9 protein-coding genes and 1 pseudogene are annotated in these 13,706 nt (G+C 33.3%); 9 read left to right on the top strand and 1 reads right to left on the bottom strand.

Going from position 1 to position 13,706, the window contains the following annotated elements:
* Positions 1 to 324: 324 nt before the first annotated feature.
* From V179_RS0125370 to V179_RS29395, 9 genes and pseudogenes are all read left to right on the top strand, one after another.
* Complete coding sequence (locus V179_RS0125370; protein ID WP_028393952.1) at positions 325 to 549, top strand: helix-turn-helix domain-containing protein; 225 nt, start codon at positions 325 to 327, stop codon at positions 547 to 549.
* Positions 546 to 2,033 carry a hypothetical protein gene (locus V179_RS0125375; protein ID WP_028393953.1) on the top strand — a complete coding sequence of 496 codons (1,488 nt, stop codon included), beginning with the start codon at positions 546 to 548 and terminating at the stop codon, positions 2,031 to 2,033. Before V179_RS0125370 ends, V179_RS0125375 begins: the two co-directional genes overlap by 4 nt.
* 593 nt (positions 2,034 to 2,626) lie before the next feature.
* Positions 2,627 to 3,787: a DUF3854 domain-containing protein gene (locus V179_RS0125385; RefSeq protein WP_051405143.1), complete on the top strand. Its 1,161-nt coding sequence runs from the start codon at positions 2,627 to 2,629 to the stop codon at positions 3,785 to 3,787.
* A 339-nt stretch (positions 3,788 to 4,126) separates the two neighbouring features.
* Complete coding sequence (locus V179_RS28780; RefSeq protein ID WP_051405144.1) at positions 4,127 to 4,588, top strand: MaoC/PaaZ C-terminal domain-containing protein; 462 nt, start codon at positions 4,127 to 4,129, stop codon at positions 4,586 to 4,588.
* A 315-nt stretch (positions 4,589 to 4,903) separates the two neighbouring features.
* Entirely contained in the window at positions 4,904 to 5,872 is a 969-nt protein-coding gene (locus V179_RS0125395; protein ID WP_028393956.1) for a DNA/RNA non-specific endonuclease, read from the top strand.
* Between the two features lie 276 nt (positions 5,873 to 6,148).
* A complete protein-coding gene (locus V179_RS0125400; protein ID WP_028393957.1) occupies positions 6,149 to 6,592 on the top strand; it encodes a hypothetical protein in 444 nt (147 codons plus the stop codon).
* A gap of 768 nt (positions 6,593 to 7,360) precedes the next feature.
* A pseudogene (locus tag V179_RS32260) lies at positions 7,361 to 7,699 on the top strand (hypothetical protein); the annotation flags it as partial.
* Positions 7,700 to 8,499: 800 nt separating this feature from the next.
* Complete coding sequence (locus V179_RS30875; protein WP_152534825.1) at positions 8,500 to 8,676, top strand: serine kinase; 177 nt, start codon at positions 8,500 to 8,502, stop codon at positions 8,674 to 8,676.
* Between the two features lie 113 nt (positions 8,677 to 8,789).
* Positions 8,790 to 11,423, top strand: coding sequence for a zinc-ribbon domain-containing protein (locus V179_RS29395; RefSeq protein WP_028393958.1), 2,634 nt, complete (start codon positions 8,790 to 8,792; stop codon positions 11,421 to 11,423).
* Between the two features lie 212 nt (positions 11,424 to 11,635).
* Here the strand turns inward: V179_RS29395 and V179_RS0125420 are convergent, their stop codons facing one another.
* Positions 11,636 to 12,985 carry a replication initiation protein gene (locus V179_RS0125420; RefSeq protein ID WP_034302611.1) on the bottom strand — a complete coding sequence of 450 codons (1,350 nt, stop codon included), beginning with the start codon at positions 12,983 to 12,985 and terminating at the stop codon, positions 11,636 to 11,638.
* Positions 12,986 to 13,706: the final 721 nt, after the last annotated feature.

The raw sequence follows: 13,706 nt of genomic DNA on the forward strand, positions 1-13,706 counted from the left end.
AAAAAGCCAATGGGCAGATTGGTCAACCTGAACATACAAAAATGTTCAAATACACAATCGAGCCCAAAGGCTTTAAATAGTAGTTATCACCGCAAACTGAAAGTCAGTTGCAAAAAAATCAGAAAAAATATTATGCTTAAAGTATAAACTAAAAATCAAAAAAGCGGAACAAAAAAATCTCCCATAACGGGTTTATGTTGTGATATAGTAATTCTAATGTAAATAATTTCATATACTTAACAGCAAATACTGCTCATATCTTCCTTGGGATAAACCAGGGAAGGTGTGAGCATTTTTATTTTTATCGAGAAAGAAGGGAGAAAAATGAAGATAGCAACGTTAGATGATGTACACGTTCAAACGGATGTTGATCGATTATTTCTTTTAATTCGAAAACTAGGAATGAAACAATATGAATTTGCTAAAGAATTAGGATATAGCCCTATGTATGTTGAAAGTGTTATAAATGGGCGTTCTCCCTTTACAAAATCCTTTCGTAAAAGGATTAACACTTATTTAATGACAAGGGCTAGTGGGGAATATATATGACTAAAATATGTTTAGTTTCCTTAAAAAATCATGAAGATAAATTTACAAAAGAAGTCCTTGATACAATAGCTCGGCGCTATGAATTAGATATGGTTTTTACCCGTGATGAAGAAGATCTTTGTAGTTGGCTAATAAAAAATGACGCTTCTTTAGTTTCATTAATCTTATATAATGGTTCACCAGAAACTTTAACCAGTATCATATTGCCTACTATAAAAAACACATATATCGCTTGGTTTCATAATAGTTCCTGGTCTAAAGAATCTGAATCATATTCATTACATGGTTATAAAACTGCTAAATCTGCCGAAGAATTTTTACATATTCTGAATAAAGAGGTTATCTATACCCCTAATTTTAAAAATAGAGTAGGAGAACATGTTGAAAATCTTATAGCAGAACAGCATATAGAAAAAAATACAGAATTAGAAGTACTTGCAGATCGTGTTTCAGAAGTTAGTACACAAGCGGAAAATAAAGAAGATATAGAAATTAGTACATCAGTCTCCGAAAAAGTGATAGAAACTATTTTTAGTGCTAATTACACGGAAAGGGAGCTTCAAGAAGAAGCAGTTCCATCACAAAATGGAGAAAAACTTTTAACAAGCAAAAGTACAGAAGGAAAAGATGAAAATATTTATTTTGAACGCTCTCGAAAATTACAACAAGAGTTATTTGTTAACCATAAATGGCAAGGTCATCAAATGATCGGTATATGGGCACCTTTGCATCGTATCGGAGTTACATCTTTTACAATGAATTTCTCCTTTTACTTGGCAGAAAACCGTATCTATACAACTGTTCTTGAAGGGTTAACAGAACAACACGCTTTAAAAGATTGGTTAAAAAGATACATAGATATCCCTAAAGATTGGGTTAGTTATGCAAAGGCAATTCAAACAGACATAAATCCGATTCACACTGATTGGACTTTTAAAAGTGTTAAGTTCTTGCCTTTGGATCATGATGATACAAACTTTAAATGGGATTCTAAGTCCTTAGAAACGTATATGACTGCAACTAATATTGTAGATATTACATTAGTAGATTTGCCAACAGGGAAGATGGCACCACATACAGAAGAATCCCTAAAATTTTTAGATGAACTTTGGATATTAATAGACGACTCTTTTCAAGAAACAGTCGCATGGAATGACTATATTCAAGCACTTAGAAAGAAAAAAAATCTTCGGATATATTCGATTTTTAATAAAAGCTATCCTTTCTCTCAGGAAAAGAGATTAGCAAAAGAGCTAGATTTACATCTATTAACGAAAATACCGTCAATGCATGAACAAGTTATGAAAAGCTATTATCAAACTGAACCTCTATATTTTGATAATGAGATTAAAGAATATTTACATCCCGCTTTCGAGGATTTATCCATACATTTATTCGGAAAAGTTTTCGATAAAGAAAGTCCAAATACAGAGATAACGAAACAAAGATGGTGGAGAAGGGCTTTAAAATCATTGAATGGCTAATAGAAACATGGTAGGATAAATTTAGAATCTATTATTTTATATTTATTTGCCATTGTTCATCAATGCGCGGTGAGGAATAAAAAGCGGGTCTTTGGACTGATTGTTGTATGTACCTTAATTGGTATTTTAACGATTTGTCTGAAGCCGCTTTTTTTGTGTTTACAAAGAAAGAGGTGAAGGATTGTGAGAGTAAAAATTTTAAAAAAAGCTCTGTTAATGGGGAAGGTCAAAATATCGAAACAGTGTGAGGAAAGCATGATTAAAAGGGGTTATCTAAGGAAAGATTTAATTTCATGCATTATGAGTAGTCATAGGGTATCGACTCAAGTTGTAAATAAACGGATTCAATTTATCATATTCGGCAACGATATAGACACTTTGCCAATTATGGCTGTATTGGAATGTTATCGGGATAATCAGTTTATCGTTATAACAGTTAAACCTACTATATCCCAAATTACACAACGAGTGATTTAAGAATAAAACTATGAAAAAGGGTGATTAATGTGTCCAATCTAAGACGGACCAAACTAAAAGGGTGGTATGAATTCACAAGGGAAGTATGTCCTATCTGCCATAAAAGTGGCGGCTGCATGATCAATGAGGCAGGGGACAGAGTAGTTTGTATTCGTAGAAACAGCGATATTCAGTTTTCCGTTAAATTTCCGTCATGGATACATTATTTGACTGAACAAAGTAAACGTAATGTATCAGTTCCTTCTGATGGGAATTTTATTCAAGGAAACAAAAAAGCTAATCCTAATCAACTAGATAGAGTCTATAGTACTTTATTAGATTGTATTGATATTTCTAGTGCTCATTATGAACATTTAACCAGTTCAACAAGAAAAATGTCACAAAAAGAAATTGATATTAGAGGATATAAATCATTTCCAGAAAAACCATGGAATGCGGTTAAAGAGATTTCTAATTACTTAGATCCTAGCCTACTTGCAGGGATACCAGGATTTTTTGAAAATAAATATGGTTGGTCTATATCAGGAAGACAGGGTATTCTTATTCCATACAGAAATCATCTTAATCAGATTGTTGGTTTCCAAACCAGGATAGATAACCCTCTTAACGATGTAGAAATAAATCCAGGTTCCATTTCTGGACTACAGGCTCGTGTTAAAACACAACCAAATTTAGTAGAAATACTTATACGTGGTGTTGCGGTCGAGGAAGTAGAGTTAGAGCTTGGAGAAAGCTATGGTGTTTATAGTGAATCCGGAGCGGGCTTTGTTAAATTAGTAAAAGGCCAACGCTATTTTTGGTTATCATCAGCTAATAAAGAAAATGGAACAGGAGCTGGTGATCCTTTACCTGTGCATGTTGCCGTTCCTTCTACTGAACTAGACAATTGGGAAAAAGGTTGTCTTCTTAATAGTCGTTCAGTTTGGTTAACTGAAGGGGCTTTAAAAGCGGATATTGCAGTTGAGCATATTACTCGAGTATATAATTCAGAGGAGTTAAAGGATGTTGGTTCGACTTTTATAGCCACTGCAGGTGTGAATAGCTGGAGAAGCGTAATTCCTGTATTAAAAGCTATGAAGGTAGAGCATGTAAACATCGCATTTGATATGGATGCTATGGAAAATCCTCAAGTTGCATTTTATTTAAGAGAACTGGCTACATATTTAAGAAAAGAAGGCTATTCTGCTAATATAGCAATGTGGAACCCTTCTGATGGAAAAGGAATCGATGACTGCGTTGTTAATTTGCGTGCTCCGATTCTGAAAAAGTTATTTTAATGCGATTTGTTATATGAAAAAAAGTTCTTTACTTGATAAAAAAGTCCTTTACTTGATAAAAAATCTGTTTACTAATGAAACAAATTTTACCTCTAATGCTCTTTGGGATTAGGGGTTTTTATTTTGTGCAAATAACTTCTCCATATTCAATTAAAGGGCCATTTTGTTGAATAACATTTAATAATAAAATTAGGTTCATTCCTTTAAGAAAGGGTAGCACCTTTTCTATTGAACTATTGCCTCCGTTGCATTAAACAAACCTTTTTCAAATTATAAATTTTTATAATATAATTAATAGATTAGAAAGTCTAAATATTAATCAATTTTGGGAGGATTAGCATGTATTTTGAAGAGTTTGAAGTGGGCCAACGTTTTCAATGTGATTCAAGATTAATCACGGCTGAAGAAATTCATAGCTTTGCTACTAAATATGACCCACACCCTATTCATGTTGATAAAGATTTTGCTGAAAATCATTCAATGTTTAATGGAATCATCAGCTCTGGATTCCTTACTGTAAGTGCTATGTGGGGCCAATGGATTCGAACTGAGGTATTCGGTAATGAATTTCTTGTTGGCAAAAACTTTGATTATATAAAATTTACGAAACCAGTAAGAGAAAATGATGTATTATCAACCGAAGTTGAAGTAATGGAACTAAGACAGACCTCTAGTGAAAGCCGGGGAGAAATCACGATTAAATTTACCGTTACAAATCAAAAAGATGAAGTGATATTGTTAGCCCAATTAAAAGCTTTGTTACGAACAAAAGCTTCGATATTAGTTGAAGTCATGTCATGATATCTTTTTCTCTTCATCTTTATTTAAAATACCTCATAGGATGCTTAACGTATAGGTATAGCTTATCTTGAATAAGGTCTAAACAATAATATACAGCAATCGGGCGCAATTCATGAATTGGAATTGTGCCTTTTTCAATGCAATGGACTCTACTAATCTTTATTGGAATTTAATACTACATACTTCGAACTAAGTATCTACTGTAATAAAATTAATATTGTAATATGCTATTATAAGTAGGTTAACAATGTTAATTTATGTTTTATTCAAAGCTCTCTAGAATGTTCAGTAAAAAATACTATAAGGAGTCCTAAAATGAAAAAGAAAATAAACTATTTAATCTTAATTCTAACTGCCATCTTTATAGTTGGTTGTACTAACGTAGAAGATGCATCCGTTACAGATAAAGAAACAGATTCACAAGATGTAACCAAAGTTGAAACAAATTCAAATAATAGCGCAAAAGAAGAGACGATCACAACGGTTGTAGATGAACCAGTAGTGGAAGAAACACCAACCGAACAAAATAATGACCTGTTCTCGGGATACAAAATTATTGAAGTTGATGGTGGTAATTTGTCTGGACATCGTGAACCTAACGTCGTTGTTGACATTGGTTATGGGGACCGAAAGTATTGGGCCTTCACGAATGAATTTGGGCAACTAGTCCATGTCATTGCTGACGAAATCATTCTACAAGATGACCGTACCGAACCTGTAACATCGTCTGGCAGATATTACTCTGATGAAGCAAAAGTTCCTGGTGTCGAAAGAGCAGATTTAGATGAAGGACATATCATTGCGGACTCTCTCGGAGGGGTATCGAATGCTTATAATATTACTCCACAAAATAGTACGCTCAACCGACATGGTGATCAAGCATATATGGAGGATGCCATTCGTAAAGCTGGCGGGGCTACTAATTTTGAAGCTATTATCACATATCCTAATACGGAAACACAGATTCCTTCTCACTATAAGTACACTTACACTTTAAAAGGTAATAAGATTGTGGATGAGTTTGATAACGGCAACCCTGATGAAATAAATAAATCTCTAGGCTTAACAGAAAGTAAATCAACTAACTCAAATAAGTCAACTAGTTCTAATAAGTCCAATGCTTCGAATGGCGCTGAAGATATTTCTAGCGTTGATACAGATGGAAATGGTCAAGTAACAATTAAAGAAGCAAAAGCAGCGGGTTACAGTATGCCCATCACCTCGGACCATTGGCTCTATAAATTTATGGATGATCGTGATGGAGACGGTACCGTTGGTGAATAAATACCTAGAACTCAAGGCAAATTAAATGAATGTAATAAACGGGGGACTTTACAGAAACAATCGGGCGCGATTCTTCAATAAAGAAGATCGCTTTTTTCCGTTATAGGGCCAGATTGTGGAACATCATCATATTACGTAATGAATAGCTTTCATTTTTCAGTATTTATAGAAGAAATTATTTTAATTAATGTTTAGTTTAAACACCACTTATTGACTTAATAATAACTTTCGAATAGGATAAATTTGCTATAAGTGTTGGGAAGGGGAATTTGGAGCATGGAAAAGAGTGTTAGGGATTTTTTTTTCTTTTTAGTTGGGACTAGTTTAATTGCAGGAATTCTATTAACTATTTATGGATTATGGGTAATGATGATTGGTGGAGAGAGTCCAGAGGATTTTAAAACATTCGGAAAGTTCGCTAATAAGTCCGGGGCTGTGTTTACCTTTCTAGCCACAATTTATGTTATATATACTCTTAAAGATAAAAAGCGCAAAGGGATAATGTGGGTACTAATAGTAGCTACTGCTATATCTTTTATACTTACAGTCTGGGGAGAAGTATTTCCTAATTTATTTGTAAATACGTTTTCTCAATTACCATTTTCTAAGATTAAGGATGATGATAACGATGTAATTACATCTTCATACATTTTTGGAGGATTAGCGATAGCAGGGTTTGCAGCATCATTACTTAATCCAAAAGAAGAAAATCCAGAATAATTTATATTGGATAAATGAATAATGAAGAAGTAGGAAGAAGTTGAAATTATAAGGGCTTAAATTTACTTGGTAAATTTACTACATGGTACAACGATAAAAATTAATAAAAATGAAATTCAACAATCGGGCGCTTTTCTGTAACAAGGAACAGCGCTTATTTCCATTATAGGCGGGAGATTGTGATGAATTGTACTTAAAGTAACGTTGCAAGTTAGTTGAAGAAGGAGTTTTCAATTTCCTATGGTTTAAGAACCCCTAACCAGTTAGGAAGTCCGTTACTGTTGTTGAGGATATTGATTCATTGACAATTGGAAGAAATTAAAAAAGTCTAGTTCTTTTTTAATATTATTCTGGTAAAATTGGACTGGCATCATATGAAAATACTTTTGGGGGAGTTACAAATTGAAAGTGGTTTTAGAATTTTTAAAAAAGAGATGGAAGTATGTAATAACAGCATTGATTGCTCTTAGTATTGGAGCCGCTGTTGGTCCTTCACAAGAGCAAATTGATAGTGCGAATGCTAAGGTAGATGAATTAAAGAAACAATTGTCTGCTAAAACAGAAACCGTAGCAAGCCTTGAAACAAAAAATAAAGATTTACAAGCGAAAGTAGATGAAGCAGCTCCATGGTTTAAAATGCAAGATGAGCAGAAACAAAAAGAAGCTGAAGCTAAGGCTGCCGAAGAGAATCGTTTAGCGGCAGAAAAAGCAAAACAAGAAGCAGAGGCAGCATCTAAAGCTAAAGCGGACGCAAAAGCAGCCACAGAAGCAGAACAATCACAACAGCAAATTACAGTTGATAAAGTAAAAGAAATTATTGAGTATTATTCTATTGGAGAAAATGACAAATTAAATTACGTTTCTGTTGAAAATGGTGAAATAATAGCAACTATTGTATTAGTACCCAACGAACTATTTTCCGCTAAGGATATGGCAGTTAATGGATACAGTCAATTATCAGATGAGTTATTAAACCATGAAGGTTGGCAAATACTAACTGTTACATATGCTAATATAGGAAGTATCAGTATGAATCGTAATGAAAAGGAAACAAATGCGTATGGTGATTACTTCCCGACCTTGGAAATTGAGGAAAGATTAAAATGATAAAATAAGCATCCTTAGGGTGCTTTTTGTTTGGCTAACAAAACAAACATAATTGATCTTGGGTTTGTAAGAGTTCAACTTTATTCGAATGGACCGTTGAATAGCTTGTGAAGAAATGTACTTAAACTAATGGTGCTTTACTTGATTAATTTCTTATTGAAGTAACGAGAATAAGCGATTGGTAACTTTTTTCGCTTAAAGCTAAAGTAAGTTAATATATGTAAAATGAGTAAAGAACTTTTATATTATAAAACTTGCCTATATTGTTAAGATTATTACATTTAGTAAAGAACTTTATTACTTTGTTACATAAATTGCTACCTTTATTCTAAAGGATTTAACAGCATCGCAGTAAAGAACTTTTTTTCATATAACATGATTTTTCATATTTCGTGAGAATCATTTCATAATTCATGAGATTTTTTTCACAATTTGTGAGAATTACCTTAGTGACCTTTGATGTAAATTTTCATTATTCTATCCAAAATGAATAAGAAGTTAATAATCTCCACTAAATAAATTTAAAGAGAAGCGATGAAGTCGTTTCTCTATTTTTTTTAGGGTGGTTAAGATGCAGAAATTACTTTGTATTAGTAAGCCAAGAAGTGACGATAAGGTGAGCCGTAGCTTCTTCAACTACCATGAAAATAAGTTTCTTCAAGATTAGAAAAATGACAAGGGCGCAAGAATTGAGTATTTATGGGCTGTATTAGCAGTCCATTTTTATTGGTCTTTAATCAGATAAATGACAGGTTATTTCAATAGGAATATTTAAATCCTACATATGGAGGTTGAATAATTTGAGGTTTTTGTTTGCAATGCCACTTATTCTTATTGGTGCTTTTTTGATTGGGCTAACGATTTATGGCATTGGCGATATAGGTAATGTCATTATGGATATAATAGGATGGGGATTTATGTTAGTTGCTATATTGGTCGGCAGAAGAAAACGGAAGGGGAAAAATAAACAACTTTAACAATCGGATTCTTTTTTTGTGCCGTAGAATATGGGTTTGTTGAACTTTTTTAATTAAACTTTATTTAAAAGCTACAATAAATTGACTGAAAGATTTTTAAGGATGTGTAGAATGTGCCTGTAAGGAAGGATATAGCAGGAATACAAAAACTCGCTCAAGCCAAGGGGGGAGTCTGTTTATCTAAAAGATATATTAATAATAAGCAAAAGTTATTTTTTAAGTGTAGGGAAGGGCATATCTTTCAAACACGTTTGAATGATTTAAAATCTAAAAATAGCTGGTGTCCATTCTGTGCTAAGGTTAGAAAATTAACTCCTGAATATGTAGAACAGATACTTAAATCCTTGGAAGAAGAAGAAGTGAGTCTTTCGCAACAATTATACAAAAGTACAACACATAATCGACTGTCGATTGAAGATATGCATAAACTTGCTCAACTAAAACATGGTAAGTGTTTATCAGAAATTTATGTAAATATTATGACGGCTCTGGTGTGGGAGTGTCAAAAAGGACACAGGTTTGAAGCAATACCCAACGATATTAAAAATTCTAATTCATGGTGTCCATATTGTAGTAATAAAAAAGTATGTGATGATAACTGCTTAGCAACTGTTTATCCTGACATTGCGAAAGAATGGCATCCTAAATTAAATGGAGAGCAGACGCCTTATGAAGTAGTGTTTGGTTCAACGGAACGTGTATGGTGGCAATGCCAATTTGATGAAGCCCACACATGGCAAGCAAGAGTAGTAGATCGATTTAATCGAGGATGCCCAAAGTGTTGGAAAGCTCAAAAGTCATCTTTTCCAGAACAGGCAATTCATTTTTACTTGAAACAAGTGATGGAAGACTCTGAAAATAAGTTTTATCTTGAAACTTTTAAAGATAAAAAGCAAGAAATAGACATCTATATTCCATCTGTTAAATTTGCTGTTGAGTATGACGGAAGACCTTTTCATGATAGAGACAGGCAACAGGAAAACGATGAACAGAAAAACTATGTTCTGAAAGAAGCGGGAGTCCAATTGATACGTGTACGTTCTGATGGATTACCATTTATACGATTACATGATGCATTATTGTTGACTCATTATTATTCGCAGGGTCGTTATTATTCATCTTTAAATAGAGTGATTCTTGAAATTTTTATTTCCTTGGATTTGCATCTCCAAAAACAATATCCATTAATATATGAAAAGAAGAAAGACATGATTCGAAAAGCCATGCAATCTATTTCTTCGTATAATGACCGATTAGAAATTTTGAGTCAATACCGTACTAATAAAAAAGAAAAAAGTTTAAAAGTGTTATTTCCAGAAATTGCAGCAGAATGGCACCGTACAAAGAATAGTGTAGTAAGTCCAGAACATATTTTTGCTAATTCTCATCAAGTTGTATGGTGGCAATGTAATCAAGGTCATGAGTGGGAAGCACCAGTGAAACAACGAAAAAACGGATGGGGAAATTGCCCGATTTGTAACTCTATTGTTACAACACACCCTGATATAGCTGCCCAATGGCATCAAAAGTTAAATAAAGCAAACATTCCATACGGAATTACATATGGATCAGATGTTCAGGCTTGGTGGATTTGTTCATGTGGATATGAATGGAAAGAGAAAATATATAATAGAACAGGCAGAAAAAACAAAGGCTGTCCAGTTTGCCGAAGCAAAATCTTAAATCAATTATCTTCATTACAGGGTAAATATCCAGAAATTGCGGCGGAATGGCATCCAACATTAAATGGAGATGTAACACCAAATGATGTTTTACCAAACTCCAAAGAACCTGTGTATTGGATGTGTCTAAACAATTCAGAGCACGTATGGAAAACGAGTATTGCGTATCGAGTGAATGGAAAAGCAACTTGTATATATTGTGCAGGTACAAGAACATACTTTGAAAATGGATTTGCTTCTCAATATCCTAAACTTATGGAAGAATGGTGTTATGAACAAAATAAGGGAATTAATCCTGATGATCCATTTTTAAAACCTATGGACAAAGTATGGTGGCGCTGTAAAAGGGAAAAGAACCATATCTGGGATATGCCCGTTTGGTCTCGTATAAGAGGAGAAGGCTGTCCTTATTGTGCTAAAAAACGAGTGTTGCCAGAAGAGAGCTTTGCTGCCCTACATCCAAAATTGCTCTCAGAGCTACACTCAAAATTGAACGAAGGAGTAGACCCATGGCAGTTGACACCTAAATCAGGGAAAAAAGTGACATGGCTGTGCAAGAGGGATGAACGGCATATATGGGAAACAGGAATTAGTAGACGGACTCATAATGGTGAGGGTTGCCCGTACTGCTCAAAGACTCGAGTGTTACCAGAGGAAAGCTTTGCTGCATTATTCCCAGAAATGCTCGAAGAATGGCACCCTAGCTTGAATGAAATAATTAATCCCTGGAGTCTATCCTCTAAATCGGGGAAAAGAATAACTTGGCAATGTGGAAATAACGAAAGACATATCTGGGAAACTCCTGTGAAGTCCAGAACAGCATATTTAACCAAGTGTCCTTACTGTTCAGGAAAGCGTTTTCTTCCAGAAGAAAGCTTTGGTGGCCACTATCCATATTTAGCAAAGCAATGGCATCCTACCAAAAATAAAAGAGATCCTTACGGGTATGCTCCTAATTCAATAATGGTTGTATGGTGGTTCTGTGAAGAATGTAATCATGAGTGGAAAGAGAATATGGTAAAACGCACAACTACAAAAAAACAGAAACCTTGCTGTGGTAAATAAAATTGTTATATTGAACTGCCCTGTAAATGTTAGACATCAACTAACATTTACGGGGTGTTTTTATGTCTAAATATACTTTTCATACAACAAAAGTGTTATAAAGTTCTTTACTTGAAAAAATTTTTTCATTCCAAATTATTTTATATGGAATTGATTAGTTATAAAATCACTTAACTGATAAGATTTTTAAGTAGATGATTAAGTATAAAGAATTAATTATTAATTAACTCCTCTAGTAAGTACTTATAGATGTCCCTAAGTTCGGGATCTAAGATATCACTTACCTCTTGAGGTTCTAGTCCAACGATTTTTCTGTTATTGTTATCGTTTTTGAAGAAGTTAATAATTGCTTTCATCCCAATTTCCTTTAATCTTTCCTCATCATTTACATTAAATAGCTCCTTTTCCATTTCTACTGCTCGAATTCTAATCTCAAATGCTTTACTTTCAAATTCCTCTTGCAACCCTCTTTCTTCAAAATAAAGCGCTTGTTTCTGTTCTAATGCCCCATTTTCTAACAATTTATTTTTTTCTAACCAGTCTGGCAATACTTCTGTTCGGATAGCTTTTCTTTGTTCTCTAGAATTCGGAGATTTTTCTGTTTTTAAGCTAACCTTGCCATAATCATTTTGTATTGCTTTTACCGTATACGAGCCAATGAATTGTATTTCGCCTTTTTCATTTCTATTTAAGACGTATTGAATGTTTCTTTTTATTTGTTCTTCCGAAAATTCATTTAATAGCCAATCTAATTTGTCATTAGGAACCTTTAGACTGATTAATTGTTCTTTTATAGGTACTTTCACGTCATTATCAGTGTTTATTACTGGTAACTCCTTTACCTTTTTATTCACTCTACTATTTATTCTAAATTCAATACTGGTTACTTTTCGTCCTGTTTTTATTTCAGTGAATTCCATTTGAATATCAGTTTTCATATTTATTTCCTTTTGAGCTACAAGAAGTACTTTACTTTTAAAATGTCCATATTGCTTATATTTAGTCACTTCAATCGCCAAGTAATTCCTGAGTTCCTGGACGGTCATTTCTCTCTTTTTTATTTTTTCATATTGTTTTAGTAATTCATAGATTCGAATTGAATATACAGAATTCAAGCTAACTACGTTTTCCAATTGATATGTAGTAAACTTCTCTTTTAGCTCAAGAAAGAAATCCTTTAGCTCAGGGTGAAATTGTAAAGTAACATATCCTTCATTTTCTTCGTAAATAGAAGTGATCAGCCAACTATAGTTTCTTTGTATCCCATCTTTTTTTATGGTTAATACATTTCTCTGTAATCCATTTACGACTTCTTTCAAATGAGTATAGTAGCTTGTACCTTTTTTAATACCAATAATTTCAATAATCTCCTTCGCTCGGAATCGGTATGTTTTTAATGTTTCATCCTGTGGTTGCACTTTAGATGCCATTATTAAAAGGATACGTTGCTCTTGTAATGATAATTTATATGTACTCTCGATTAATTCATTGGATTTTGTTACCCAATTTTTAGTATCTATAACGCTAATCTCATTTTGCTGTGAAGCAACCAGACTATCCATAATATCCTCCAATCATACCCAACTTTACTATCACTAATTTAGCACAAAGGTGATAGTTAGTAAATATTAGAATATAGTGATTTCATTAACTCGTTAAAGTAGAGTAAAATTGGTGATAATTCACCTTGAATTAGCGATATCCAAGAGTAAAATTGTGATAGTTCGCCTTCGTTTAGCGATACCCAAGAGTAAAATTAGTGATAGTTCGCCTTCGTTTAACGATACTCAAGAGTAAAATTAGTGATAGTTCGCCTTCGTTTAACGATACCCAAGAGTAAAATTAGTGATAGTTCGCCTTCGTTTAACGATACCCAAGAGTAAAATTAGTGATAGTTCGCCTTCGTTTAACGATATCCAAGAGTAAAATTAGTGATAGTTCGCCTTCATTTAGTGATAGTTCACCTTGAATTAGTGATACTTAAGAGTAAATTCAGTGATAATTCGCCTTCAATTAGTGAAATTTAAGAAAAAAGTAGGATAGTGCGTAAAATTAGTGATACTTAAGAGTAAAATTAGTGATAGTTCACCTTGAATTAGTGATACTTAAGAGTAAATTCAGTGATAATTCGCCTTCAATTAGTGAAATTTAAGAAAAAAGTAGGATAGTGCGTAAAATTAGTGATACTTAAGAGTAAAATTAGTGATAGTTCACCTTGAATTAGTGATACTTAAGAGTAAATTCAGTGATATTTCTCCTACAATTAGTGAAATTTAAGAAAAA

Origin of the sequence: Bacillus cihuensis, assembly GCF_000504145.1 — a bacterium.
GTDB classification, from domain to species: Bacteria; Bacillota; Bacilli; order Bacillales; family DSM-1321; genus Peribacillus; species Peribacillus huizhouensis.

What these genes read in the sequence shown, in the direction of transcription:
- V179_RS0125370 (WP_028393952.1), top strand. Translation starts at nt 325, where the DNA reads ATGAAGATAGCAACGTTAGATGATGTACACGTTCAAACGGATGTTGAT.
- V179_RS0125375 (WP_028393953.1), top strand. Translation starts at nt 546, where the DNA reads ATGACTAAAATATGTTTAGTTTCCTTAAAAAATCATGAAGATAAATTT.
- V179_RS0125385 (WP_051405143.1), top strand. Translation starts at nt 2,627, where the DNA reads ATGATCAATGAGGCAGGGGACAGAGTAGTTTGTATTCGTAGAAACAGC.
- V179_RS28780 (WP_051405144.1), top strand. Translation starts at nt 4,127, where the DNA reads ATGTATTTTGAAGAGTTTGAAGTGGGCCAACGTTTTCAATGTGATTCA.
- V179_RS0125395 (WP_028393956.1), top strand. Translation starts at nt 4,904, where the DNA reads ATGAAAAAGAAAATAAACTATTTAATCTTAATTCTAACTGCCATCTTT.
- V179_RS0125400 (WP_028393957.1), top strand. Translation starts at nt 6,149, where the DNA reads ATGGAAAAGAGTGTTAGGGATTTTTTTTTCTTTTTAGTTGGGACTAGT.
- V179_RS0125420 (WP_034302611.1), bottom strand. Translation starts at nt 12,985, where the DNA reads ATGGATAGTCTGGTTGCTTCACAGCAAAATGAGATTAGCGTTATAGAT.